We start from the raw sequence: 25999 nt of genomic DNA, 5'->3' as shown, positions 1-25999 counted from the left end.
AAATAATGTTTGATTCAAAAGGAAGATTTACGATAGAAGATTATAATCAGAAACCGGTATTCTCAAGCTTTCTGCCTGGAATCAGCGGAATTTACGGTATTCCTCTCTGGTGTTTCTATACGAACCGGGGCCAGGCAGTTGCAAGCTTTGGTGTGGAAAACAAGAATCATTCCATTATGGAATTTTATCCGGCCCATCAGGCATACCAGCTTGTGAGGAATATGGGGTTTCGCACCTTTATAAAGGTTGGGAGTGAGGTATACGAGCCATTTCGCCTGGACTCTGTGAAAACCCGTATGTATGTGGGCATGAATGAACTGGAGCTGGAAGAAATCAACGAAGAAAGAGGCTTAAAAACCAATGTCCTGTATTATACCCTTCCCGATGAAGCGGTTGCCGGTCTGGTGAGACGGGTGACCATACAAAACATCTCCAAACAGGAGCTGGACCTTCAGATACTGGATGGAATGCCAGAAGTCATCCCTTATGGAATCGGATTAAAAGAAATGAAGGAAATAGCCCAGACCATGAAGGCCTGGATGCAGGTGGAGGATGTGGAGAAGCGGATGCCTTATTACCGGGTGCGGTACAGCACAGGGGATTCAGCAGTTGTTTCAAAGGTGAAAGAAGGCAATTTCCTTCTCTCCTTATCAGAATCCGGCCAGTTGCTTCCCATTATTGCTGATCCTGAGCTTGTGTTTGAATATGATACGGCAATGGAACATCCGTTGGGTCTGATCCGCCACAGTCTTGAGGAGCTTCTTCAAAAAAAGGCAGATCACCCAAAATCTTGTACCTTCCGGCTTTTCCTGTCTGACCAGGGTCTTGTCTGCCGGAGAGTCTGTAGGCTGGAATACTGTGCAGGTCAGGCCTCTTCTAAGAAGCTTCTGTCCGATTATGGGGATGGCCAATTAGACAGGAGCTATTTCGAAGAGAAATACATCAGTGCAGCTGAAAAAACGCGGGAACTGGGAAGCTTTATCCACACGAAAACCTCTGATCCGGTGTTTGATGCCTATTGTAAGCAGACCTATGTGGATAACGTTCTGCGGGGGGGATTTCCAATAAAAACAGGGAAGGATTCTGTTTTTATGTGTATTCCAGGAAGCATGGGGATATGGAGCGGGATTACAATGATTTTTCCATGGTTCCGGAGTATTACACTCAGGGAAACGGAAATTTCAGGGATGTAAACCAAAACCGGCGAAGCGATGTTTTATTTGCGCCTTATGTAAAGGATCATAACATCAAGCTGTTTTACAATCTGCTGCAGCTGGATGGGTATAATCCCCTGGTCGTACGCCAGGTCACTTATAAAGCCGTACGGCCGGATAAGATTCTTGAGTACGTGAAACAGGACGGCAAGAGCCTTATGAGGGGATTTTTCCAGAAGGAATTTTCGCCGGGAAGTCTGTTTGCCTGTCTGGAGCAGCATTCCATTTCCTTAGAATGCTGCAGGGAGGAATTTTTAAGTGCAGTGGTGGAACACAGCAGTCTTAAATTCCACGCAGATTTTGGAGAAGGATATTGGACTGATCACTGGACCTATCATCTTGACTTGATTGAAACCTATCTTTCCGTTTATCCTGAAATGGAAAAACACCTTCTGTTTTCTGATAAAAGCTACACCTATTATGAATCAAGGGCGGTTGTGAAGCCGCGCCATGAGCGTTATGTGCAGACGGAGCGGGGAATCAGGCAGTACCACGCACTTTGTGAGGACCGGAAAATGGAAGTATTAAAGGATTCAGTATCCACTGATTATGGAAAAGGAACCGTTTATGTCACAAACCTGATGACAAAGCTTGTGGTGTTGGCTGCCAATAAAGCTGCTTCTCTCGACATGTCCGGCTTAGGGATAGAAATGGAGCGGGAAAGCCGGGCTGGTATGACGCCTTAAATGGTCTCCCAGGACTTTTAGGCTCCTCTATGCCGGAAACCTTTGAACTGTACCGTTTGCTGAAATTTATGGAAAGCGCTTTGGTGCGGTATGAAGAAGGGGTCACGGTACCGGCCGAGCTGTATGATTTTATCAAAGGTCTGGATAAAACCTTTGCTGCTTATGAAAAGAAGGCTAATAGCAGGCTTTGGGTATGGAATGAGTGCAATGGTTACAAGGAGCGCTACCGGGCAATCACGGTGAAAGGAGTCCGGGGAGATGAGATATCCATGTCCGGACGGGAGTTTCGTGGTATTCTTTTAAAGTGGATTTCCTATGTGGAAGAAGGCATACAATCAGCCTGCAAAAAAAGATGGAAGGATTCCCACCTATTATATCCATCAGCTTGACAGTTATGAAATGGCCGGAACTCATATCATTCCTGAAAATTTGCAGGTCACTGCGCTTCCTCTGTTCCTGGAAGGGTTTGTCCGGTATATGAAGCTGCCGGTATCCAGAGAAGAAAAATTATCCTTGTATCATCAGGTTAAGAAGACCGGATTATATGATACCAAATTAAAGATGTACAGAGTCAATGAATCCCTGGACAATGCCTCCTTTGAGATCGGGAGAGCAAAAGCATTTTCTCCCGGCTGGCTGGAAAATGAGTCCATTTGGCTCCACATGGAATATAAGTATCTGCTGGAATTGCTTCAATCAAAATTATATGATGAATTCTTCCAGGATTTCCGCAATGCCTGCATTCCGTTCTTGGATGAGGAGGTATACGGAAGAAGCTTGTTAGAGAATTCCTCTTTTCTTGTAAGCAGTGCAAATGCTGATGATAAGCTTCATGGAAGAGGTTTTGTGGCAAGACTAAGCGGTTCTACGGCTGAATTCCTGCAAATGTGGCAGATAATGATGTTTGGAGAAAAGCCCTTCCGCATGGAAGAGGGACAGCTTTGCTGCTTTTTTGAGCCGGCAATTCCCGGGTATCTAATCCCGGAGGATAAAACCGTTGAAGCTAACTTTTTAGGAAAAACTAAAATCGTCTATGAGTTTTTTGAAAGGCAGGATATGATACCGGGTTCCTACCGCATTGAAAAGATGGAACTGGAATACCTTGATGGACAAAGGGCGGAGATAAAGGAAGCAGGGCTTTTTGGTGATAATGCCATGAAGCTGAGAGCTGGAAAGGTGAAATCTATTACTATAAAAATTGGAGGAACAAACGATATCTTATAGGTGAAGGAACGTGCAAAAGCCGCCCGCTGATTTTTGATCAGCAGGGCGGCCTTTTGGCTTTCCTGGGAGCACTGATTTTACTTCAATTTCACCAAATTTTTACATAATTTTTAAAAAACATTGAAAAAGCAATTCCGCCTATGCTATATTTTAAACGGTGTGCCTTCCGGAAAGAGGGAGATGCACCGGAATAAAACCATAATCAGTGTTTATAAGGAGGTAACACATGTCTATAAATGACATATCGAGTCTGTTTGGCTTTATGGGGGGACTGGGAATGTTCCTGTATGGCATGAACACCATGGCGGATGGAATGCAGAAGAGTGCAGGAAGCAGGATGAGCCGGTTTTTGGGAATGATTACAAATAACCGTTTCCTGGGAGTGCTCCTGGGAGCGCTCATAACAGCCATCATCCAGAGCAGCGGAGCGACCACGGTCATGGTGGTCGGCTTTGTAAGCGCAGGGGTGCTTAATCTGACCCAGGCGGTGGGCGTTATCATGGGAGCCAACATCGGTACCACCATTACGGCATGGATCGTATCCATGAATCAGTTAGGAGATGCATTTTCCATATTGCAGCCCTCCTTTTCGGCCCCTCTTTTTATCGGAATCGGAGCGGTCCTTCTGCTGTTTAGCAAAAGGCAGAGGTGGAAAACCATAGGGGAGATCCTGGTTGCCTTGGCATGCTCTTTATCGGCCTGGATTTTATGTCAGGAGCAATTTCTCCTTATACCGATGCCCCTATTTTTTTCTGAGGCATTCCGTATTTTAGGAAAAAATCCCTTGCTGGGCATGCTGATCGGAGCCATCGTGACGGCTCTCCTTCAGAGTTCATCCGCATCGGTAGGTATCCTGCAGACCCTTGCCATGAACGGTGTGGTTACGACCAATGCCGCTATTTTCATCACTCTCGGTCAGAATATCGGTTCCTGCGTAACTGCCCTCATTTCCAGTATCGGCGGCTCCAGGACGGCAAAGCGTGCAGCGGTGATCCATTTGTCTTTTAATGTGATGGGAGCAGTCATATTTGGCATCGGTTCTTTCCTCCTTTTTATGGTCTCTCCGGTTTTGGCGGCACATAACATAACTGCAGTTCAGATTTCCATATTCCATACCTTCTTTAACCTGACCAATACACTGCTCCTGTTCCCCTTTGCGAAACAGCTGGTGAATCTATCAGGACTCGTCATTCCGGAAGGGAGAAGCGATGACGGTGAGTTTTCCGGAGAAGAAGCGGTTACCATGAAGCACCTTGATGAGAGGATCTTTGAGTCCCCGGCTTTTGCAGTGGAAACAGCCTCCATGGAGGTAGTGCATATGGGACAGATCACCCTGGAAAATGTGAAGTGTGCCATGGACGCAGTTCTCACGAAAAATGCGGATAAAGTAAAGGAAGTGTATAAAACAGAAAAGACGATCAATAATATGGAAAAGATGCTGATGGAATATCTGGTCAAAATCGACAATCTGTCCCTGACAGAGGAGCAAAAATTGGTAGTCAACAACTTATTTTACAGTATTAATGATATAGAGCGGGTAGGAGACCACGCGGAAAACCTGGCGGAGCAGGCGGAATACATGGTTCAGCATGAAATCAGTTTCTCCGATACCGGTGCTTCTGATCTGGAAGTCATCTGCCAGGCGGCTTACAAATCCTTTTTCCATTCCATAGAAGCCAGAAGAAAGGGGGACTTAGAAGATGTCCGAAAGGTAAGCAAGTGGAGGATGAGGTGGATCTTCTTGAGGAGGAGCTGAGGGAGAAACATATCGAACGGCTTTCCTCAGGTGAGTGCATTCCCTCGTCAGGCGTTGTGTTCCTGGAGCTTATAAGTAATCTGGAACGTATTTCCGATCATTCCTATAATCTGGCCAGCTATGTTAAGAAAGAGATTTAAGGGGAACAGGATTAAAATTAAAAAAGGACTTGCTATTTAGTGGAATATTAGGTAAAATAAAGGATAGTTGATTAATATTTAACAATCAAATTAATTTTATTCTTAGGAGGAATTGAATTATGGCAGTAAAAGTGGCGATTAATGGTTTCGGCCGTATTGGCCGTCTTGCATTCAGACAGATGTTTGGCGCAGAAGGCTATGAAGTAGTAGCTATTAACGATTTAACAGATCCAAAGATGTTAGCACATTTATTAAAATATGACACTGCACAGGCGGATACGCTGGATATTATGGTGAGGGTATTCACACGGTAGAAGCTTCCGAGGATTCCATTACTGTAGATGGTAAGACTATTAAAATTTATGCTCAGGCAAAAGCTGCTGAACTTCCATGGGGAGAGATCGGCGTTGATGTAGTTCTTGAGTGTACAGGATTCTACTGCTCCAAGGACAAAGCTCAGGCTCACATTGATGCAGGTGCTAAGAAAGTTGTTATCTCTGCTCCGGCAGGAAATGATCTTCCAACCGTTGTTTTCAGTGTAAATGAGAATGTTTTAACAGCAGATGACAAGATCATCTCCGCTGCTTCCTGTACAACAAACTGTCTGGCTCCTATGGCTAAGACTCTTAACGATTATGCACCGATCCAGTCTGGTATCATGAGCACAATCCATGCTTACACAGGCGATCAGATGATTCTTGACGGACCTCACAGAAAAGGCGACTTAAGAAGAGCAAGAGCAGGCGCTGCCAACATCGTTCCTAACTCCACCGGTGCTGCTAAGGCAATCGGTCTGGTTATTCCGGAATTAAACGGCAAGTTAATCGGTTCCGCACAGCGTGTTCCGGTTCCGACAGGCTCCACAACCATCTTAACAGCAGTTGTTAAGGGTACAGACGTAACCAAGGAAGGCATTAACGCAGCTATGAAGGCAGCAGCAAGCGATTCCTTCGGATACAATACTGATGAGATCGTTTCCTCTGACGTTGTCGGCATGAGATTTGGTTCCTTATTCGATTCAACTCAGACCATGGTTTCCAAGATCGGCGATGATTTATACCAGGTTCAGGTTGTTTCATGGTATGACAATGAGAACTCCTATACAAGCCAGATGGTTCGTACAATTAAGTACTTTGCTGAATTAGGCTAATGATCCACAAAGGGTCCGGTCGTTATGGACCGGGCCTTTTATTTTTATAAATATATAGAAGAAAAGAATATGGGAAGTACCTTTCAGGTATCCCTTTATGCCCAGAAAACGTGGGCAGTAAATAGGAAAGGAGCATTGAAACATGCTTAATAAGAAAACAGTTGATGATTTAACCGGATTACAGGGAAAGAAAGTTTTGGTGAGATGCGATTTTAACGTACCGTTAAAGGAAGGAGTGATTCAGAACTTCAACCGTATCGACGGAGCCGTTCCTACGATCAAGAAATTATTAGACCAGGGCGCGAGAGTGATCCTTTGTTCCCATTTAGGAAAGCCGAAGGGCGAGCCTCTTCCGGAGATGTCTTTAGCGCCCGTTGCTCCTGCTTTAAGTGAAAGACTTGGAGTAGAAGTGAAATTTGTAAACGATCCAAAGGTAACAGGTCCTGAGACCAGAAAGATCGCTGAAGAATTAAAGGATGGGGAAGTTCTTCTGCTTCAGAATACCCGTTACAGAGTGGAAGAGACTAAGTACGGCAAGGATGAGAGCGCAGAAGCGTATGCAAAAGAGCTGGCTTCCCTTTGCGACGGCATTTTCGTAAACGATGCATTCGGCACCGCTCACAGAGCTCACTGCTCCAATGTAGGCGTTACAAAATACACAACAACCAATGTGGTTGGCTACCTGATGGAAAAGGAAATCAAATTCCTGGGCCAGGCAGTTGAAAACCCAGTACGTCCTTTCGTGGCAATCCTGGGTGGAGCAAAGGTTTCCGATAAGATCAATGTGATCAATAACCTGCTTGATAAGGTTGATACACTGATCATTGGCGGCGGCATGGCTTATACCTTTGCAAAGGCTCAGGGCAAGGAAATCGGAAATTCCTTATGTGAAGAAGATAAGCTTGACTATGCATTAGAGATGATTAAAAAGGCTGAGAATAAGGGCGTAAAGCTTCTGCTTCCGGTAGATAACGTGGAAGGCAGGGAGTTTTCCAATGATACCGAAAGAAAGGTAGTAAGTGTTATTGATCCAGGCTGGTCAGGATTTGATATCGGACCAAAAACCATTGAACTTTTCAAGGATGCCTTAAAGGGCGCCAAGACTGTTGTTTGGAACGGACCGATGGGTGTATTTGAATTCTCTAATTTTGCGGAAGGTACCTTAGAGGTATGCCGTGCGGTTGCAGAGCTTTCCGACGCTACTACGGTTATCGGAGGCGGTGATTCCGTGAATGCGGTTAAGAGACTTGGCTTTGCTGATAAGATGACCCATATCTCCACAGGCGGAGGCGCTTCCCTTGAATTCCTGGAAGGCAAGGAGCTGCCGGGCGTGGCTGCAGCAGACAATAAATAAATTCAATTCACGATACCGGCCCGGATAAAGGAGAACCGTCCGGGCCTTGCAAACAGGAGACCACGGTCTTCTGAATGTCGAACATAAAGGAAGGTTAATACTATGTCCAGAAAGAAAATTATTGCAGGAAACTGGAAAATGAATATGACTCCCACCGAAGCGGTAGAACTGGTGAATACCTTAAAGCCTCTGGTGGCAAATGATGAAGCAGACGTTGTTTTCTGCGTTCCTGCTATTGATATTATGCCTGCTATGGAGGCTGCAAAGGGAACCAATATTAACATTGGTGCTGAAAACATGTATTATGAGGATAAAGGGGCTTACACCGGAGAGATTTCTCCTGCCATGTTAAAGGATGCAGGCGTGAAATACGTGGTAATCGGCCATTCCGAAAGAAGGGAATACTTTGCGGAAACAGATGAAACTGTGAACAAAAAAAGTTCTTAAGCCTTTGAATACGGCATCACTCCTATCGTTTGCTGCGGAGAAACACTGACCCAGAGAGAACAGGGAATCACCATTGACTGGATCCGCCAGCAGATTAAGATCGCTTTCTTAAACGTACCGGCAGAGAACGCAGCAAATGCGGTTATCGCTTATGAGCCGATCTGGGCGATTGGTACCGGAAAGGTAGCCACGACCGAGCAGGCACAGGAGGTTTGCAGTGCCATTCGTGCATGCATCGCTGAAATCTACGACAAAGCAACAGCAGAAGCCATCCGCATTCAGTACGGCGGTTCCGTATCTGCTGCAAGCGCACCGGAACTGTTTACACAGCCTGATATTGACGGCGGCCTGGTTGGCGGAGCATCCTTAAAGCCAGAGTTTGGAAAAATCGTAAATTACAACAAATAAGCGGGTAAAAGCTGCTGCCTCCCTTCCTTAAACGGTGGGGGACGGCAGCTTTTCCTCATGGCAAAAGGCAGGTACCGGAGCCTGGTTATTATTTCATCATTCACCGGTTGCAAGAAATGGGCAAATCATGTAAAATATAAATGGCGAGACAATGATTTCCATTCGATTTCCCACGCTTTTGAGGCATAACGATATAGTAGTAAGATGCTTCTATTACAATAGAATGAAGAAGAAAAAAAGGAGAACTAGTTATGAGCAGAAAACCGATTGTATTAATGATACTTGATGGTTATGGATTAAATGATAACTGCGACCATAACGCTGTCTGTGAAGGCAAGACCCCGATCATGGATCAGCTTATGAGCCAGTGCCCTTTTGTTAAGGGAAATGCCAGCGGGCTGGCAGTAGGTCTTCCTGACGGACAGATGGGCAACTCAGAGGTAGGACATTTGAATATGGGCGCAGGCCGTATTGTATATCAGGAGCTTACCAGGATTACAAAATCAATCGATGACGGCGACTTTTTTGAGGTGCCGGAATTTTTACAGGCAGTGGAAAACTGCAAGAGATCCGGATCTGCCTTCATATGTGGGGCCTGGTATCCGACGGCGGAGTGCACAGCCATAACACCCATATTTACGGCCTTTTAGAGTTGGCAAAGAGAAACGGCCTGGATAAGGTCTATGTTCATTGCTTCCTGGACGGACGTGATACGCCTCCTGCATCCGGAAAGAGCTTCGTGGAAGCACTGGAAGCAAAGATGAAGGAGATCGGCACAGGAAAAGTGGCTTCTGTTATGGGCCGTTACTATGCAATGGACAGGGATAACCGCTGGGACCGTGTGGAAAAGGCGTACAATGCTCTGGCAAAGGGAGAAGGAAATCACGTGGAATCGGCTTCTGCCGGTATCCAGGCTTCCTACGATAAAGAGGTTTTCGATGAGTTTGTGGAGCCGTTTGTTGTGACCGAGGCTGGAGAACCGGTTGCTACGGTGAAAGACGGAGATTCTGTGATCTTCTTTAACTTCCGTCCTGACCGGGCAAGAGAAATAACAAGAGCCTTCTGTGATGATGAGTTTAAAGGATTTTCAAGAGAAAAGCGCATGAACCTGACCTATGTATGCTTTACGGATTACGATGAGACCATTAAAAACAAGCTGGTTGCTTTCAAAAAGGAATCCATTTTAAATACCTTCGGCGAATTTTTGGCCCAGAACAACCTGACACAGGCCAGAATTGCTGAAACTGAAAAATATGCACATGTAACATTTTTCTTTAACGGGGGTGTGGAAGAGCCCAATAAGGGAGAGGACAGAATCCTGGTTCCATCTCCAAAGGTTGCCACCTATGACCTGCAGCCAGAGATGAGCGCTCCCATTGTTTGCGATAAGCTGGTAGAGGCGATCAAATCCGGAAAATATGATGTGATCATCATTAACTTTGCAAACCCGGATATGGTTGGACATACAGGAATTGAAGACGCGGCTATCAAGGCCATTGAAACTGTGGATGCATGTGTGGGAAGAACCGTGGAAGCCATCAGGGAAACCAATGGAGTTCTGTTCATCTGTGCTGATCACGGAAACGCAGAACAGCTTTTGGATTATGAGACAGGAGACCCCTTTACCGCTCATACCACCAATCCGGTTCCGTTTATCCTGGTAAATGCAGACCCAGCCTATAAGCTGAGAGAAGGCGGCTGTCTGGCAGACATCGCTCCTACCCTGATTGAACTTATGGGATTAAAACAGCCAAAAGAAATGACAGGAAAATCTTTACTTGTAAAATAAATCCAGGCTGTGGAGCTGCTGCATTATGAAGTAAATTATGCCAAAGAAAAATCAGGGCTTTCCAGTGGCTGCACTGGGCAGCCCTGATTTTTGCTTTTCTGAAGCAAAATACATAGAAAACATATGTAAATCGGAAAATTAAATTCGTCCATATTCGTTTTATGCTTCCATTTCTATTGAAAATAAGATAGAATAGAGAAAGATATCTTAGGAAGGTTTTCAGATGAGTATTCGAATCAGATTTTCTTTGGAGCCAAAGAAAAAAAATATTTTCAGGTATAGACTGGAATCACCAGTCAGCGGAGGGTATGGCAAAAAAAGCTGGCAAAGGAAATGGGCTACCGCTGTTTTCGGATCGAAGGATTTTTGCTTGTACAGCTATGCCAGGAAGGTTATGTCTGGCTTAAGTGGAGCAGGAGCAAGCTGCAGGGAGAGAGCCAGACAAACATTGCCGGTCCTGGTTTCCATGCAGCGGCCATCGATTTTCTGGAGCGGCTGGCAAAAAAAGAAAAGCTCAGGCTCAGGCTCGAGGACAGGACCGGATATTTTATAAAAAGGGACTTTCTTGCCATGAGACAGAAGTACTTTTACCAGTGGTTTTCTGATCTTATGAAACTGGTGTCCGGATGGAGCGGGGATGGGGAATACATGTTTTGCTGGCCTGCGGTTTATTATATACCGGACCGTCAGGAGGGGAAACTGGTCACCCATATTCGGTCATTTTCTTTTAATGAGATAAAAGGGATGATGAATTCTGGTATAGGCGTTGCTTTTGCCAGGGATTTTTTTGTATGGAATGAATTAGAAAAGGATGCTTATTTTTACAGAAACAGCGCCATGGTTCTGCTTCACCAATTCTGCTATTTCATGCCGTCAGTCCGCAGCAAGCAGGATGAGCAGGTAAACCAGGAAATCATCAAGCTCCTTGAAACCGCGCTTTCCATGGACCGCAGGCTCCCATTCCCCAAGAAGGAGTATTTGGAGGTATGCAGCCTTGACGGCCATGTTCCTGTGGATTTAGAAGGCGTGTCAACCTTTCCGGAGGAGGTTTCCATTGGCTGCAGAAAGCATCTTGTTTACCGAAAGATCGGCAACATGAGCTTTGGGATCCCGGGAAATTTTCTTTATGATGAGGCAAACAGCGCCAGCATGGACCATTACTATGATGGTGAAGGGTATGGAGGTCATGATTATTACATCTATGCGGCGGTTTTTGAAGGGCGTAAGGCCGAGTTTAAGAACCAGTGGTTTGAGCAGGGAAAAGGGCCGGAAATCCAGGATTTTGACTTAGGAAAGGCCAAAGCACGGGTGGCTTTTTATGAACCAGAGGAGAAGGAAGAGGAAATCCTTTATAAGATGTCCGCGCAGGTGCTTTACAAGGAACAGCGCATGAACATTAATGTTGTGAGCAGAAAGCCGGGAGAACAGGATTGGGCTTTGGGGCTTATAAAAAATATTAAGATTACAGAGTAGAGGATTATATGAAACAAAATGAGATGAAAACGGGCACATTGTTAAAACGCTTTGTGCCCTACTATAAAAAAATATACGAAAGTCATGGTCATGGATTTATTCTGTGCGTCGCTTACCACCATCTGTGAGATGGTATTGCCTTTGATCTTACGTTATATTACCAATCAGGGGTTAAGAGATATGACGTCCCTTACGGTTCGTATGATCATCGGGATCGGTGCCCTTTATTTTGGCCTCAGGATCATAGACGGAATGGCCAGCTTCTACATGGCTTACACAGGTCATGTCATGGGAGCAGCTATTGAGACCGATATGAGACAGGATGCATTTGCACATTTGCAGAAGCTGTCGGATAACTATTTTAACAATACAAAGGTCGGGCAGATCATGTCAAGGATCACCAGTGATTTATTTGACGTAACGGAATTTGCCCACCACTGTCCGGAGGAATTCTTCATTGCCTTCTTAAAGACAGTGGTATCCTTTATTATCCTTTCAGGGATCAATCTCCCTCTGACCCTTATCATTTTCCTGCTGATTCCGGTTATGGCGGTATCCTGTACCTACTTTAACCTGCAGGTAAGAAAGGCTTTTAAGCATCAGAGAAACCACATCGGTGAGCTGAATGCCAGGATCGAGGACAGCTTCTTGGAAACCGGGTGGTCCGGGCGTTTGCCAACGAAAAGATCGAGATTGAAAAATTCAACCGGGATAATCTGGAGTTTTTGGAGATTAAACGGAAAACCTACAAATACATGGCTGCTTTCCAGAACACCATCCGGATGTTTGACGGTCTGATGTATGTGGTGGTCATCGTTGCAGGCGGCATATTCATGGTAAAGGGATTGATAGAGCCAGGGGATCTGGTGGCTTATACCTTGTATGTGACCACGCTGCTTGCCACAATCCGCAGGATTATCGAATTTGCGGAACAGTTCCAGAGAGGAATGACCGGAGTTGAACGTTTTATGGAGCTGATGGATGCCAGTGTGGACATCTTTGATGAAGAAGGAGCAAAGCCTCTGCATGATGTAAAAGGCAATATCAACTTCCATCACGTATCCTTTGAATATCCGGATGACCACAATCCGGTGCTGAGCAGCATCAACCTTGATATCAAAGCAGGAGAAAAGGTAGCTCTTGTGGGCCCTTCCGGAGGAGGAAAGACCACGTTATGCAACCTGATCCCCCGCTTCTATGATCCGACGGAGGGAGAGATCCTCATTGACGGCCAGGATATCAGGAATGTAACCCTGGAGAGCTTAAGAAGCGCTGTAGGAGTGGTGCAGCAGGATGTTTATCTGTTTTCAGGAACGGTTTTTGAAAATATTGAATACGGCCATCCAGGGGCTTCCAAGGCTGAAGTGATCCAGGCGGCAAAACTGGCCGGAGCCCATGAATTCATCACGGGGCTTAAGGACGGCTATGAAACCTATGTGGGAGAGCGGGGCGTGAAGCTTTCAGGAGGACAAAAGCAGCGCATCAGCATTGCCAGAGTATTCCTTAAAAATCCCCAGGTGCTGATCCTTGATGAGGCCACCTCTGCTCTTGATAACGAAAGCGAGCATCTGGTTTCCCAGTCCCTGGACCGCCTGGCAGTAGGCCGCACCACGCTGACCATTGCCCACCGCCTTACTACCATCCAGAATGCGGATCGGATATTGGTATTGTCCGACAACAAAATTGTGGAAGAGGGAAATCACGAGGAGCTGCTTTTAAAGCGGGGAATGTATTATCAGCTTTATACATCTGCGGGTGAAGGAGAACAGGCTGCCTTGGCTCATTGCCTGCAGGAAGTCAAATAGTCCCTAGCAAGCTGTGAGCTATTTGACCCTTGCAGCATTCGCCAGATGCAGAAATGCAAGCATTCCTGCGCCTGGTTCATTGCCTGCAGAAATAAAGGAGAATGGAAATGAAAGTAGCTATTATAACAGACAGCAACAGCGGAATTACCCAGAAACAGGGGGAAGAAGCTGGAGTTTACGTAATACCCATGCCGTTTATGATGGCCGGGGAAACATTTTATGAAGATATCAGCCTGACACAGAAGGATTTTTATGAAAAGCTGGAGGAAGGAGTGGATATTTCCACTTCTCAGCCATCTCCGGCCGATCTTATGGATTTATGGAACAGGCTTTTAGAGGAGTATGAGGAAATCGTACACATTCCCATGTCCAGCGGACTGAGCAGTGCATGTCAGACTGCTCTTATGCTGGCGGAAGATTACGAGGGAAAAGTGTTTGTGGTCAATAACCAGAGAATTTCCGTCACTCAAAGGCAGTCAGTCCTGGAAGCCAGGAGGCTGGCAGACTTAGGAATGACCGCTGCTGCCATTAAGGAAAAACTGGAAGAGACAAAGATGGAATCTACCATTTATATTACCCTGGATACGTTGGAATATTTAAAAAAAAGGGCGGAAGAATCACTCCGGCAGCAGCTCTTTTAGGGACATTTTTAAGGATTAAACCGGTTCTTACCATTCAGGGAGAGAAGCTGGACGCCTTTGCGAAGGCAAGAACCATGAAGCAGGCCAAAACCATGATGATCACAGCCGCGAAAAAGGATATAGAGGAGCGCTTCGGCGATCCGGAAGGGATCCGCACCAGCATTGCCGTTGCCCATACCAATAATGAGGCGGCTGCCTTGGAGTTTAAGAAGGAGCTGGAAGAGGTTTTTCCAAAGACGGGAGAAATCCACGTGGACAATCTTTCTTTAAGTGTATCCTGCCATATAGGGCCGGGAGCGCTGGCAATCGCTTGTACGAAAAGGCTGGATGTATGACAGGAATAAGGTTGGAGGTGCAGGATCATGTTCCAGATAAGGCTTTTTAATCAGAAACATGCCATAAGCCTGCGGGTCACTCTGATCATTGCCCTTATTGTGGTCGGAATCATACCGGTATTTATCCAGAATTCAGTCATGCTGGGTACTTACCGGCAGAACCTCATTGAGTCCAGAATGCAGGATATCCAAAACCAGTGCTGGATATTAAGCAACAAAATGACAAGAATCGGATACTTGACTATGGAGCCAAGGGACCCTCTGCTGGACAATGAAATGTCTGTAAAGGCAGATATGTTCAATGGACGGATCGTGGTGGTGAACCGGAATTTCAGGATCATCAGCGACACCTTTTCCCTTTCTACGGGTAAGCTCAATGTATCTGAGGAGGTTATCCGCTGTTTTGACGGAGAAAACGGTAGCAAATATAATTTTGAAAAACATTATTCGGCGCTGACGATTCCCATTTATTCCAACAGCCAGGAAAAGGAAATTGCCGGGGTCATGATCGTGACGGCATCCACGGAGGATCTGCTGAACCGGGTGTCCGCTATGTCGGAAAAGGGAGCTTTTCTTCAGCTTATGATCTTTTCCGTTCTGGCCATATTTGTGTTTTTTCTGGCCACACTTTTAATGAAGCCTTTCCGGGAGCTGCAGCGGATGTTAAACAGGGCGGCAGAGGGAGATATGGACGGGAATATCAGTTCCTATGCTTATAAGGAAACCCTGCAGATTACGGAAACCATTAACCTGACGTTAAAGAAGCTTAAGGCGGTGGACCAGTCCAGGGAAGAATTTGTATCAAATGTTTCCCATGAGCTGAAAACCCCGATCACGTCCATTCGGGTGCTGGCTGATTCCCTCATGGGAATGGAAGACGTTCCGGCAGAGCTTTACCGGGAATTTTTAAGTGATATCTCCGATGAAATCGAGCGGGAAAACAAGATCATTGATGACCTGCTGTCTTTGGTCCGCATGGGACAAGACTGCTGGGGGAAATTTAAACATTGCCCAGGTGAATATCAACGGCTGATGGAGCTGATCTTAAAAAGGCTGCGCCCCATTGCTGGAAAACGCAATGTGGAGCTTACCTTTGAAAGTATCAGGGAGGTCATTGCCGATGTGGATGAGATGAAGCTGTCCCTGGCTTTAAGCAATCTGGTGGAGAATGCCATCAAATACAATGTGGAAGGCGGCTGGGTACGGGTTACCCTGGATGCGGATCATAAGTTTTTTTACGTAAAGGTGGCGGATTCTGGAATCGGGATCTCGGAAGAGTTCCAGGAGCATGTGTTTGAACGGTTCTACCGGGTAGATAAGGCCAGATCCAGAGAAACAGGAGGCACAGGCCTTGGTCTTTCCATTACAAAAAAAATTGTGCTGATGCATCAGGGAGCATTGAAACTTCAGAGCAAAGAGGGCGAGGGAGCCACATTTACCGTACGGATTCCACTCACTTATATTTCTTAGAAACAGGAGGCTATTAGATGAAACGCCTTTCAGGCATACTTTTTCACCCGGCAAAACGGGGTGTTCTCCTTCTTCTGGCGTGCTTTCTGTGCCTGACCGGCTGTGACGGAAGAAAAAGAGATGGAACAGAAAACGCCGGTGATGTTTACCAGATTTATTACCTGAACTCTGCCATGACAAAGATGGAACCACAGGAGTATCACATGCCGCAGAAGCCGGAAGGAGACTTGGAAGATGTGACGGACTGGAGGATCAGGAATCTGATGGAACAGCTTCGGACTGTACCAAAGGATCTGGACCGTCAGGCTGCGGTTCCGGATAAGGTGGGCTTTGAGCGGTATAAGCTGGAGGACACGGTTCTTTATCTGTATTTTGATAACAATTATGCCATGATGAATGCAACCAGAGAGATTTTATGCAGGTCTTCCCTGGTAAGGACACTGACCCAGGTAAAAGGGGTGGATTATGTTGCTGTGTATACAGCGGAACAGCCCCTGATGGACAGCTCGGGAAGTCCGGTAGGCCCTATGGCAAATTCCGATTTTATTGACAACATCAGTAACGTCAATTCCTATGAGAAGACGGAGCTGCCCCTGTATTTCGCTGATGATACCGGGGAGAAGCTGGTTAAGGAGACAAGAGAAGTGGTGCATAACGTAAACACTTCCCTGGAAAAGCTGGTCATTGAACAGCTGATCGCCGGTCCGGGAAGGCCGGGGATGAACCCGACTCTGCCAAAGGATACAAAGCTTCTTAATGTGTCGGTCAATGAAAACATCTGTTACATTAATTTTGATTCCGCATTTCTTAATAACACCCTGGAGGTAAAGGAATATATCCCGATTTATTCTATTGTGAATTCCCTGGCTGCAGCCTCTTCCATCAATAAGGTGCAGATTACGGTGGGCGGTTCTCAGGAAGTCATGTTTCGGGATTCCATTTCCTTAAACCAGCTTTTTGAACGCAACCTGGATTACAATGCGGAAAATGAGGAAGTACCAAATGATATAGGAGGAACAGAACAATAAAACGCCCATTATGTCTGATCGCAGGGGGATTTGTACTTGGAGAGACTGCCGCTTTGCTGGTTTTGACATCCTGGCTTTTGATTCCGGCTTTTTTTTGCTGCCGGGGTTGTTCTTTATGGTTATTGGAGAGGCAGGGACCGGCTTTGGGTTCTTTTGCCTCTTCTTTTTTTATACCTGGGCGCGGCCTGGGCCGGATATGACTGCAAAAGATGGGAAGAGAGGGAAATGGTCATTGAGGAGCTTTCGGCCGGTTATGCGGAGGCAGAGGGAAGGGTTTCTTCTTTTGAAGAAAAGAATGGGTCTCTTCAGATTGTTCTAAAGGAAAACCGGGTACTAAAGCAGGAGGCTTACTGCCGGGTTTCACATCTGATGGTGTCTATTAAGCCTTTGGATCTTCAACGCATAGGTGATAACGGGAATAAAAGGCTGCGCCTTGGGCAGCTCATCAAAGTGAAGGGGGAGGTACAACCCTTTTCACCGGCCAGGAACCCGGGGGAGTTTGACAGCAAGGCATATTATCAGGGGCTGGGAATAGACGGAAAATTTATTGGGAAGGAACTGGAGATTCTGGATCCAGGAGAAGCCCCTCTTTTAGACGGGATACGCCAGGCCAGGGAATGGGGGCGTTCCCTCCTTTATAAGTACACCCCCAAAGAAGATGCCGGCGTTTTAACGGCAGCTGTTTTAGGGGATACAAGCGGGCTTCCGGAGGATATTAAATCTTTATATCAAAAGAACGGAATTTCCCATCTTCTTGCAATCAGCGGCATGCATATGTCCTTCCTCGGCCTTTCTTTTTACCGGATCTTAAGGAAAACCGGAATGGGACTTGGAGGCGCCGGTCTGGCAGGAACCATTCTGGTGGTTATGTATGGGATTTTAACAGGCAGCGGTCCTTCGGTGGTGAGGGCTGTGATTATGATGTCAATTGCATTTCTGGCCGCTTATCTTGGAAGAACCTATGATCTTTTGTCCTCCGCTTCCCTGGCGCTGCTTTTTATGGGACTTAAGTCGCCTATGCTCCTTATGAATGGAGGGGTTCAGTTGTCCTTTGGGGCTGTTTATGCAATCGGCTGGGCAGGTCCCCTCCTTGGAAACTGGCTTGGAAAGAAGAATTTTCTGTCAGGCGCGATTTCCACAGGAGCAGCGGTACAAATCGTCACCATGCCTATTACACTGTATCATTTTTATCAGATTCCTTTCTATGGTCTGTTTTTAAATCTTCTGCTTATCCCCTTAATGGATTGGGTGGTTTGTTCCGGAATCGGCGTTATCTTTCTTGGAAGCTTCAGTCCCCTTCTTGGGACCGGTGCTGCGGGAACAGGACATTATATACTTGCTTTTTATGAATGGATCTGCAAAAGCATGGAAGGGCTTCCTGGATACAGCCTGACCTTTGGCAGGCCGGAGACTGGACGGCTGGCGGCTTATGGTCTTATTCTGTTTGCAGGAATGGCTGCTTTGAACATATGGAAGGAGTATGAGGAGCATAGAGCCGGGGAGAATAAAGAAGAGAAGAAAAGAATTTCCTATGGTTTAAAGGTTCTTTTTCTGGCAGGGATGTATTGCTTTTGCATCCTGCTTTTAAAGCCTGGCCCAGTAAATGGGCTGGAAGCCGTGTTTCTCGATGTGGGACAAGGTGATGGCATCCTGCTGCGGGCAGGAAGATCTGCTGTTTTAGTGGATGGAGGAAGCTCTTCTAAAAAAATCTCTGGGCAAATATTCCCTGGAGCCTTGTTTGAAAAGTTTAGGGGTACCTGTGATTCATTTTGCATTCATCAGCCATGGGGATCAGGATCATTTAAGCGGTGTGGCCTATCTTTTGGAGAACAGTGAAGATATAAGAATTGAAAATCTCATGCTCCCCTATCATGGAAGGGAGGATGAGGCAATCAAGAAGCTGGCGGAGCTTGCCAGGCGGCGGGGAACCAAAGTGAAGTATGTGGCAGGAGGTGATTGGGTCCAGGTGGAAGACATTCGCATTACATGCCTGTATCCAGGAATAGAAGACAGGCCGGAAACTGCCAATGAGGAGTCAGAAGTATTAAAAATAGACTATGGAACTGCCGCATGCTGTTTACAGGAGACATGGAAGAAAAAGGAGAGAAGGAGCTTTTGGAAAGGGCCGGGGAAAGGCGCTGCTGGCAGAGGTGAACGTGTTAAAGGTGGCCCATCATGGCTCTAAATATTCCTCTGGGGAAGCATTTCTCGACGCAATAAAGCCCCGGTGGGCTGTGGTGTCTTATGGGGTGGATAATTCTTACGGACACCCTCATCAGGAGGTTTTAGACCGCTTAAAGGAGAGGGGAACAGAGGTTTTTAAAACAGGAGAAGGAGGGGCCATAAGAATGTGGACCGATGGGGAGAGGATCCGGTTTGAAAGTTTCGTTGACGGAGAGAAGTTCTCCCGGTATAATTAGAGAGAGTAAAAAAGGAAATACGTGTTTGATTTCATTAAGAAAGTCAAGCCAGAGAGGAAGGAAGCCATGCATACGCTGACCCAGGATATCAAAAATCACAGCTTCAAGCCGATTTATCTTCTATATGGGGAAGAATCCTTTTTGAAGAACAGCTATAAAAATCAAATGAAGGCAGCTATTACGGCAGGCGATACCATGAACTTCAACCAGTTTGAAGGAAAGGGGATCGATGTGCACGAGGTCATCAGTCTTGCAGATACCATGCCTTTTTTTGCAGAAAAACGCCTGATCCTGGTGGAAAACAGCGGTTTTTTTAAAACGGCTTCTGATGAAATGGTATCTTATCTACCCAGATGCCGGATACCACATGCCTGATCTTTGTGGAATCAGAGGTCGATAAGCGGAGCAAAATGTTTAAAAAAGTAAAGGAACTGGGGTATGCGGCTGAAATGGAGCGTCAGGATACGGCCCAGCTTGCCAGATGGGCAGGGACCTTGCTTTCCAGGGAAGGTAAGAAAATCACAGGAAATACCATGGAACTGTTTCTTCACATGACCGGAGATGATATGGAAAATATCCGCATGGAGCTGGAAAAGCTCATAAGCTATACTCTGGGAAGAGAGATTATTACGGCTGAGGATGTGGAAACCATCTGCACGGTCCGGACAACCAATAAGATTTTTGATATGGTGGCGGCGATTGTGAACCGGCAGACGAAAAAAAGCCATGGATCTTTATGAAGATCTTCTCACCTTAAAGGAACCTCCCATGAGAATCCTCTTTCTTATTGCCAGGCAGTTTAACCAGATTCTGCAGGTAAAGGAGCTGATGGGAAAGGGAATGGATAAGGGCGGCATTGCCTCAAAGCTTAAGATTCCTCCCTTTGCGGCAGGAAAGATCATGCCTCAGGCAAGGACATTTTCCAGGGAACAGATTTTGTCTTATGTAAACTTGTGTGTGGATGCGGAAGAAGCTGTGAAGACCGGAAAGCTAAATGACCGAATGGCAGTGGAATTGCTGCTGACGCAAAAGTATTAAGGTTTAAGGATCAAACCGGTAAATCCGTTTATTTTATTTGGAAAGGAGGTCAGGATGGGAGATTTATTGAAAAAAAGCAGATAAGGGTATTTTTATCAAGGCTGCTGCTTGCCATGCTGGTCATTATCATTTATAAAATTGTTATGAATTTTTCCGATGTGATGGTTTGGGTCAAATCATTTACTAAGGTACTTATCCCCTTTTTCTATGGATTTGTCATAGCATATCTGCTGAATATCCCATGTTCTGCCCTGGAACAGCGTTTAAACAGGCTTAAATTCGGCCCGTTTCAAAAACGTTCCAGAGGAATCAGTGTTTTTATTATTTATGCTTTATTTATCGCTGCCATTGTTCTGATCGTAAATAAGGTAATTCCCCTGCTTCAAAAAAAGCATATTGGATTTTATATTAAACTTCAACACTTATTATAATAATGCCATAATGGCCTTGGAGCATCTGCCGCTTGAAAAGCTGGGCTTATCGGAAATACTGGAAGATATTATGCCGCCCCGTACCGCCTGGAAAAGTATGCTGGAGGGAATTGGCCTGAAAGAGGTATTAGGTTCATTAAGTGCGGTTTTGGGAGTTACTTCCCATATTTTCAGTGGATTTATTACGATTGTGACTTCCGTTTATTTCCTGCTGGAGACTCATAATTTTAAATTCCAGGCGAGGCGGCTCATGGATTTGTTTCTTAACGAGAAAATCAGAAAAGCAGTTTTAAGGTACGGAAACATAGTCAATGACAGTTTTAAGAAGTTTATTGTCTGCCAGCTTTTAGATTCCCTGATTTTATGTGTGATTACGACCATCGAATTTGCCTTGCTTGGTTCCAGATATTCAATGGCGCTTGGGATCATATTGGCTGTCTGTAATATCATCCCTTACTTTGGTTCAATTTTTGGTTCCATTGGTGTTGTAATCATCATTTCGTGTACAAGCGGAATCAATACGGGGGCAATTGCTGCTCTGGTTTTACTTGTTACCCAGCAGATTGACGGGAATGTGATACAGCCAAAGCTTATGGGGACCTCATTTTCCTTAAGTCCGGCTTTGATCGTCATAGGAATCACTTTGGGCGGCGCAATCGCCGGGATATGGGGAATGGTTTTGGCAGTTCCCGTTGTTCATATATTGAAGGTCATTGCCGGGGATTTAATAGCGGTCAGAGAAAAGAAGGTCAGGGAAGCCTGTGCAGGCACATTGAGAATTACGGTGGATCCTGCTCCGGAGGTCTCGTCCGAATGTAATGAATAAAGGCTAAAGATCACGCCTGCAGGTCTGCGTGATCTTATGACCGGAACAGATGCTTTGTGAGCAATACCATGGATGGCAGGTTCTTCGGAACCTGCTTTTTTGTTTGAAACATGAAAAAGAAGCGTTGCTCCCATAGATGATTGCCCATCTGTTTTACAACACTCCTTTCTTTGCGGATCGGATTTTACAGTATTACCTTTTATCGCAGCTGTTTATATTAGCTGGTATCTTTTTTCTCATTTAAATCGCAACACAAGTCCTGCTGCGCCGCAATGGTTGCCAGAGAATCTCCAAGCTGGGAGAAAATAGCCCCAAGCAGAGCCAGCTCATCCGAGGACCGGTCCTCAGCAATGCAGCAGGCCAGAGAAGACACGAACATCACCAGTTCACAGGGTTGCATAAATACATCACCTCTGGATAGTATATGTGTCAGAATAAAAGACAGGACAAAAAAGTTTAATCCACCAGCTTATAAATGTTAAAAGGTTCAAAAAGGATCAGGTAATTATCTTTTTGCAGGCCTTTTCCATACTTGGCCTGATAGCAGTTTAAGGCCTCCAGTAAAAATTCCTCGGTTACGTTTAAATGCTCGGCGACCTCGTATCCGTTCCGGCAGCCGGCTTCCTTTGCCGCCACCAGCCTTTCTAAGGTTATCATTTTATTATAGGCCCATAGACGGGCAGTGCGTTCCTGCTTCTGGTTTGATACTTGAGACTGATCCAGAATGTTGCCGGTGGTGGTATGGTAATGTCCCAGCTCTTCCGCCAGAACACATGCTTTCTGGCAGTCCGTCATATCCTGGCGGATCAGTATCTGGGTGCCCCTTATCCTTCCGTCATTGGCGATCAGCGGCCGTTCCTTTATAATGATCCCATGGGAATCCGCTTCTTCTAATAAAGATTCATAGTTCAAATAAATCACCTCAATGAGTTCTTTTTATTCATCAAAAAAGGCATCATCATGCTGTTTCATTTCTTCTGTCACCTGAATGTCGGTCCGCTCATGGGCTGCCACCGGGTCCAGGTAAGCTTTTCTGTCAGTATTTAAAATCTTAACCGGGTTGTGGTCTTTTGCGTATTCGGGGATATGAACCATTTCCCTGACACGTTTTAAGGCTTCCTTCTGCCCTTTCTCATTTAAACGATGAAAATTCTCAAGCATTTCTCCGGCAAATTTCCCGAAACAGCCGCTTACATAGTCAAATGCAGAATCTGTATCGCTCTCCCAGCCCATGAGATAAGCTGGCGTTGTTTTTAGAGCATTGGCGATTGCTATGATCTTTGACTGGGGAAGCCCTCTTCCGTCTACCTCGATTTTATTAATGGAAGAACGGGATTTATAGCCTGCCTTCTGCGCCAGCTCTTCCTGGGAGATTCCAAGCTCCTCCCGCCTTCTTTTAATGATCTGCCCAATTTCCATAGGATCACCTCCATATAAGCATTATATCACGGTGTAGAAAAATATTCAACAAAAATTCAAAATGCTGTTGACAAATATGATACATTGGAGTATGATAACCAATGTAGACAATATGACTACAAAAAAAGGGGCAAAGTATGACGGATACGGTTCGGCTAAATGATGTAATCAAAAAGTCCGGGCTGAAAAAGAGGTGGATCGCAGCAGAACTAGGTCTGTCCAGCTATGGTTTTTGGCGGAAGATAAACAATGAGAACCAGTTTAAGGCAGGGGAGATCAAGGAGCTGTGCCGGTTGCTTAAGATTACATCACTGAAGAAGAAGGACGAAATTTTTTTTGCTGACGATGTAGACGTAATGACTACAATGTGCGGTGGGGAAAGGAGTACTTTATGAAAAGGAGGGATTGGGAAGGTGAGGAGTCCTACACAGAAGCAATATGGCCGGTGTGAGAAACGGATGTCGCTGAAAGAAAGGGCTGGAGCCATATGAAAGGAGGATTAAATGTATAACGAAATCATGGAGGGGGTCCTGAAAAGGCTAAAAGAGCTTTTTCCGGAGGCCAGGATCAGTACATTTCCCTTGGGGGAGGGAATTGCTGAACCCTATTTTGAGGTCGGGTTCTTAGAAACATCAGAAAAACCTGTAAACGGTCAGCGTTATTTCCGCAGTGTGAGCGTGTATGTGAAATATTACTGTCAGGATTCAGAACAGCGGCTAAAGGACAGGAATCTTGTTCTGGATGTTCTTATGGACAAGCTGGAATACATTACTCTGGAAGATGGCTGCTTAATAAGAGGCAGCAGCAGAAAAGGAAAATATGAGGAGGCTGCTTTAAACTTCCTGGTAGATTACCAGGTTCATATTTTAAAAACTGAAGAGCCGCAGGAGTCCATGGAAGACATAAAAATAAAGTGAAAGAGGTGTTATTGTGGCAAAAAAAAGCATGAAAGAAACGGGCGGGATTTCCGTTGCACGCTACACAAAGGATCAGCTGATTCTTTCAGAAAGGTGTCGCAATCAAAGGGACTTATTAAGCGCTTTGCTTGACGATGGAAAAGTATACTCAGTAACAGAAGCAGAAGAAATTATGAATCAATTTATGAAAGGAAGGGTGAAAGTATGTTAGGTGGAGGAAATTTTACAATTCAAAACAAGGTATTTCCTGGTGCATATATCAATTTTGTCAGTACCGCTTCAACTGGTGCTGCAATGGGAAGCCGGGGAGTTGCGGCAATCCCCATGGTTCTTGAATGGGGACCGGAGAAGGAAGTGTTCGAGGTTACCGCAGAGGATTTTCCAAAAAGGTGTAAAGAAATTTTTGGCTATGCAATGGATGATGCAGCGATGCTTCCAGTAAGAGAGCTTTTCAGAAATATGACGAAAGGTATTTTTTTACCGCTTAAATACAGGGCACATGGGGCCAATGATTACGGTACGGCAAGGTACTCCGGCATTCGGGGAAACAGTCTGATGACCGTTATTTCTAAAAACGTGGATGATCCTTTAAAATTTGATGTAAAAACACTGTTTGCCGGAAGAGAAGTTGACTGCCAGACTATCACAGAGGCAGCAGAACTGAAGGACAACAGCTATGTGACATTTAAAAAGGATGCTGCGCTTGCAGAAACGGCAGGGCTTCCATTTACAGGAGGCACCAATGGCTCTGATGTGACAGGAGAGGACTACACAGAGTTCCTGGAAAAGGTGGAGAATTCCTCCTTCCAGATTCTTTGCTGCCCTTCTGCAGACGATAAGGTGAAGGCTTTGTTTACAGCATTTACAAAACGCATGAGAGATGAGGCTGGCGTCAAGTTCCAGACAGTACTACACCAGTATTCCAAGGCTGATTACGAGGGAGTTATTTCCGTGGAGAATGATGCAGAGGAATCAGCTACAGGGCTTGTGTATTGGACTGCCGGTGCAGAAGCGGCTTGTACGGTCAACAAGACCATTGAAAATAAGGTTTACGACGGCGAGTATACCGTTAAGACTTCCTATACCCAGGCTCAGCTTACTGATGCCATCAAGGCCGGCAAGCTCATGCTTCACAAGGTAGGAAGTGAAATCCGGGTTCTGACTGACAGTAACACATTGGTTACTTATACAGAGGAAAAAGGAGAAGATTTCTCCAACAATCAGACGGTCCGCGTTCTGGACCAGATTGGAAATGATATTGCATCTCTCTTCCATACACGTTATCTGGGCAAAATCTCAAACGATGATGGGGGACGTGTAAGCCTTTGGAATGACATTGTTACATATGGAAAACAGCTGGCTGTGTTAAGGGCCATTGAAGCTGTAAATTCAGAAGAAGTTACCGTGGAAAAGGGACAGGGCAAGCGGTCTGTCGTAGTGAATTTTCCAGTGAAGCCGATTAATTCCATGAGCATTTTATACATGACAGTGGTTGTATCATAAGAAAGGGGTAAGAAAATATGAGTAATATTACAATGGATGCATGGGACGCGATCAGCGCCACAAAAGCAGAGTGTTTTATCACAATTGAAAATGAACGCTACAATTTTATGCAGGCACTGAACCTGGAGGCAAAGATTGAAAAGGTGAAATCAGAGATCCCGATTCTGGGACGGGCCATGAAGGGAAATAAGACCGTGGGAATGAAGGGAAGTGGATCAGCTACTTTCCATTACAATACAAGCATTTTCCGGGATATCTTATACAAGTTCCAGCAGACTGGAAAGGATATTTATTTTGATATCCAGGTAACCAATGAGGATCCTGCTTCCAGGGTAGGCCGCCAGACTGTAATTTTAAAAGATTGCAACTTAAATGGAGGAATTATCACCAAATTTGATGCAACAGGGGAATATCTGGAAGATGAATTTGAATTTACATTTGAAAGCTGGGAAATGCCGGAAAGATTCAGCAACCTTGCGGGAATGCAGTAAAAGAAGAAGGAGATAAAAGGACATGGGAGATTTA

Annotated in this window: 27 protein-coding genes and 6 pseudogenes; 30 read left to right on the top strand and 3 right to left on the bottom strand. The window is 45.5% G+C overall.

The features are described from left to right. Positions 1 to 5: 5 nt before the first annotated feature. From JCM10519_RS31195 to JCM10519_RS17030, 25 genes and pseudogenes are all read left to right on the top strand, one after another. A complete protein-coding gene (locus JCM10519_RS31195; RefSeq protein ID WP_347844570.1) occupies positions 6 to 1193 on the top strand; it encodes a hypothetical protein in 1188 nt (395 codons plus the stop codon). After that, positions 1118 to 1900 carry a hypothetical protein gene (locus JCM10519_RS31190; RefSeq protein WP_347844569.1) on the top strand — a complete coding sequence of 261 codons (783 nt, stop codon included), beginning with the start codon at positions 1118 to 1120 and terminating at the stop codon, positions 1898 to 1900. Before JCM10519_RS31195 ends, JCM10519_RS31190 begins: the two co-directional genes overlap by 76 nt. 29 nt (positions 1901 to 1929) lie before the next feature. Next, positions 1930 to 2289, top strand: coding sequence for a hypothetical protein (locus JCM10519_RS31185; RefSeq protein ID WP_347844568.1), 360 nt, complete (start codon positions 1930 to 1932; stop codon positions 2287 to 2289). Further along, complete coding sequence (locus tag JCM10519_RS31180; protein WP_347844567.1) at positions 2216 to 3124, top strand: hypothetical protein; 909 nt, start codon at positions 2216 to 2218, stop codon at positions 3122 to 3124. Before JCM10519_RS31185 ends, JCM10519_RS31180 begins: the two co-directional genes overlap by 74 nt. A gap of 226 nt (positions 3125 to 3350) precedes the next feature. Beyond that, complete coding sequence (locus tag JCM10519_RS17105) at positions 3351 to 4880, top strand: Na/Pi cotransporter family protein (RefSeq protein ID WP_347844566.1); 1530 nt, start codon at positions 3351 to 3353, stop codon at positions 4878 to 4880. Continuing rightward, positions 4856 to 5020, top strand: a complete 165-nt coding sequence (locus tag JCM10519_RS31175) for a PhoU domain-containing protein (protein WP_347844565.1) — start codon at positions 4856 to 4858, stop codon at positions 5018 to 5020. The genes JCM10519_RS17105 and JCM10519_RS31175 overlap by 25 nt, the downstream gene beginning before the upstream one ends. Before the next feature lie 119 nt (positions 5021 to 5139). Next, positions 5140 to 6170: pseudogene (gene gap / locus JCM10519_RS17100) on the top strand (type I glyceraldehyde-3-phosphate dehydrogenase). A 142-nt stretch (positions 6171 to 6312) separates the two neighbouring features. Further along, on the top strand, positions 6313 to 7524 hold the full coding sequence (locus JCM10519_RS17095; protein WP_054740664.1) for a phosphoglycerate kinase: 1212 nt from the start codon (positions 6313 to 6315) through the stop codon (positions 7522 to 7524). A gap of 102 nt (positions 7525 to 7626) precedes the next feature. Then, a pseudogene (gene tpiA / locus JCM10519_RS17090) lies at positions 7627 to 8379 on the top strand (triose-phosphate isomerase). A 251-nt stretch (positions 8380 to 8630) separates the two neighbouring features. Further along, positions 8631 to 10168 (top strand): annotated as a pseudogene (gpmI, locus tag JCM10519_RS17085) (2,3-bisphosphoglycerate-independent phosphoglycerate mutase). 333 nt (positions 10169 to 10501) lie between these two features. After that, positions 10502 to 11641 (top strand): hypothetical protein, encoded by a 1140-nt coding sequence (locus JCM10519_RS17080; RefSeq protein ID WP_054740662.1) that lies wholly within the window; start codon positions 10502 to 10504, stop codon positions 11639 to 11641. An 84-nt stretch (positions 11642 to 11725) separates the two neighbouring features. Next, positions 11726 to 12490 (top strand): annotated as a pseudogene (locus JCM10519_RS31170) (ABC transporter ATP-binding protein). A 98-nt stretch (positions 12491 to 12588) separates the two neighbouring features. Then, on the top strand, positions 12589 to 13446 hold the full coding sequence (locus JCM10519_RS31165; protein ID WP_347844615.1) for an ATP-binding cassette domain-containing protein: 858 nt from the start codon (positions 12589 to 12591) through the stop codon (positions 13444 to 13446). 107 nt (positions 13447 to 13553) lie between these two features. Continuing rightward, positions 13554 to 14422 (top strand): annotated as a pseudogene (locus tag JCM10519_RS17070) (DegV family protein). Between the two features lie 27 nt (positions 14423 to 14449). Beyond that, on the top strand, positions 14450 to 15892 hold the full coding sequence (locus tag JCM10519_RS17065; protein WP_054740659.1) for an ATP-binding protein: 1443 nt from the start codon (positions 14450 to 14452) through the stop codon (positions 15890 to 15892). Between the two features lie 17 nt (positions 15893 to 15909). Continuing rightward, positions 15910 to 16920 (top strand): GerMN domain-containing protein, encoded by a 1011-nt coding sequence (locus tag JCM10519_RS17060; RefSeq protein ID WP_054740658.1) that lies wholly within the window; start codon positions 15910 to 15912, stop codon positions 16918 to 16920. A 150-nt stretch (positions 16921 to 17070) separates the two neighbouring features. Next, positions 17071 to 17418 (top strand): annotated as a pseudogene (locus tag JCM10519_RS31160) (DUF4131 domain-containing protein); the annotation flags it as partial. Positions 17419 to 17445: 27 nt separating this feature from the next. Next, a complete protein-coding gene (locus tag JCM10519_RS17055) occupies positions 17446 to 18756 on the top strand; it encodes a ComEC/Rec2 family competence protein (protein WP_347844614.1) in 1311 nt (436 codons plus the stop codon). Further along, positions 18680 to 19105, top strand: a complete 426-nt coding sequence (locus tag JCM10519_RS17050; protein ID WP_347844564.1) for a hypothetical protein — start codon at positions 18680 to 18682, stop codon at positions 19103 to 19105. The genes JCM10519_RS17055 and JCM10519_RS17050 overlap by 77 nt, the downstream gene beginning before the upstream one ends. Continuing rightward, positions 19071 to 19340, top strand: a complete 270-nt coding sequence (locus JCM10519_RS17045; protein WP_347844563.1) for a hypothetical protein — start codon at positions 19071 to 19073, stop codon at positions 19338 to 19340. The genes JCM10519_RS17050 and JCM10519_RS17045 overlap by 35 nt, the downstream gene beginning before the upstream one ends. 66 nt (positions 19341 to 19406) lie before the next feature. After that, positions 19407 to 19715 carry a hypothetical protein gene (locus JCM10519_RS31155; protein ID WP_347844562.1) on the top strand — a complete coding sequence of 103 codons (309 nt, stop codon included), beginning with the start codon at positions 19407 to 19409 and terminating at the stop codon, positions 19713 to 19715. Positions 19716 to 19750: 35 nt separating this feature from the next. After that, positions 19751 to 20080, top strand: a complete 330-nt coding sequence (holA, locus tag JCM10519_RS31150; RefSeq protein WP_347844561.1) for a DNA polymerase III subunit delta — start codon at positions 19751 to 19753, stop codon at positions 20078 to 20080. Then, entirely contained in the window at positions 20067 to 20378 is a 312-nt protein-coding gene (gene holA, locus JCM10519_RS31145; protein WP_347844560.1) for a DNA polymerase III subunit delta, read from the top strand. The genes holA (JCM10519_RS31150) and holA (JCM10519_RS31145) overlap by 14 nt, the downstream gene beginning before the upstream one ends. A 113-nt stretch (positions 20379 to 20491) precedes the next feature. Next, positions 20492 to 20809, top strand: coding sequence for a hypothetical protein (locus JCM10519_RS17035; protein ID WP_054740649.1), 318 nt, complete (start codon positions 20492 to 20494; stop codon positions 20807 to 20809). Between the two features lie 16 nt (positions 20810 to 20825). After that, the gene (locus tag JCM10519_RS17030) at positions 20826 to 21635 is read left to right on the top strand and encodes an AI-2E family transporter (RefSeq protein ID WP_347844559.1); all 810 of its coding nucleotides are present in this window, start codon (positions 20826 to 20828) and stop codon (positions 21633 to 21635) included. Positions 21636 to 21852: 217 nt separating this feature from the next. Here JCM10519_RS17030 and JCM10519_RS17025 read toward each other — a convergent pair whose 3' ends face one another. From JCM10519_RS17025 to JCM10519_RS17015, 3 genes are read right to left on the bottom strand one after another with little or no spacing between them, the layout of a single operon-like run. Continuing rightward, positions 21853 to 22035, bottom strand: coding sequence for a DUF6774 domain-containing protein (locus tag JCM10519_RS17025; protein ID WP_054740645.1), 183 nt, complete (start codon positions 22033 to 22035; stop codon positions 21853 to 21855). Between the two features lie 56 nt (positions 22036 to 22091). After that, on the bottom strand, positions 22092 to 22547 hold the full coding sequence (locus JCM10519_RS17020) for an ImmA/IrrE family metallo-endopeptidase (RefSeq protein ID WP_054740643.1): 456 nt from the start codon (positions 22545 to 22547) through the stop codon (positions 22092 to 22094). Between the two features lie 24 nt (positions 22548 to 22571). Beyond that, positions 22572 to 23054 (bottom strand): helix-turn-helix domain-containing protein, encoded by a 483-nt coding sequence (locus JCM10519_RS17015; protein WP_054740641.1) that lies wholly within the window; start codon positions 23052 to 23054, stop codon positions 22572 to 22574. A gap of 137 nt (positions 23055 to 23191) precedes the next feature. On the opposite strand from JCM10519_RS17015, the gene JCM10519_RS17010 reads away from it, so the two are divergent. From JCM10519_RS17010 to JCM10519_RS16990, 5 genes are all read left to right on the top strand, one after another. Beyond that, the gene (locus tag JCM10519_RS17010) at positions 23192 to 23449 is read left to right on the top strand and encodes a hypothetical protein (RefSeq protein WP_054740640.1); all 258 of its coding nucleotides are present in this window, start codon (positions 23192 to 23194) and stop codon (positions 23447 to 23449) included. A 108-nt stretch (positions 23450 to 23557) separates the two neighbouring features. Beyond that, complete coding sequence (locus JCM10519_RS17005; RefSeq protein ID WP_054740638.1) at positions 23558 to 23971, top strand: DUF6838 family protein; 414 nt, start codon at positions 23558 to 23560, stop codon at positions 23969 to 23971. 13 nt (positions 23972 to 23984) lie between these two features. Beyond that, positions 23985 to 24182 carry a hypothetical protein gene (locus JCM10519_RS17000; RefSeq protein WP_054740635.1) on the top strand — a complete coding sequence of 66 codons (198 nt, stop codon included), beginning with the start codon at positions 23985 to 23987 and terminating at the stop codon, positions 24180 to 24182. Further along, positions 24176 to 25474, top strand: coding sequence for a phage tail sheath subtilisin-like domain-containing protein (locus tag JCM10519_RS16995; RefSeq protein ID WP_054740633.1), 1299 nt, complete (start codon positions 24176 to 24178; stop codon positions 25472 to 25474). Before JCM10519_RS17000 ends, JCM10519_RS16995 begins: the two co-directional genes overlap by 7 nt. A gap of 17 nt (positions 25475 to 25491) precedes the next feature. Further along, a complete protein-coding gene (locus tag JCM10519_RS16990; protein ID WP_024291640.1) occupies positions 25492 to 25965 on the top strand; it encodes a phage tail tube protein in 474 nt (157 codons plus the stop codon). Positions 25966 to 25999 lie beyond the last annotated feature (34 nt).

The sequence above is a fragment of the Clostridium sp. NkU-1 genome, assembly GCA_001312405.1.
The sequence above is the reverse complement of the archived record's forward strand: the minus strand, read 5'-3'. Positions and strand labels throughout refer to the sequence as shown.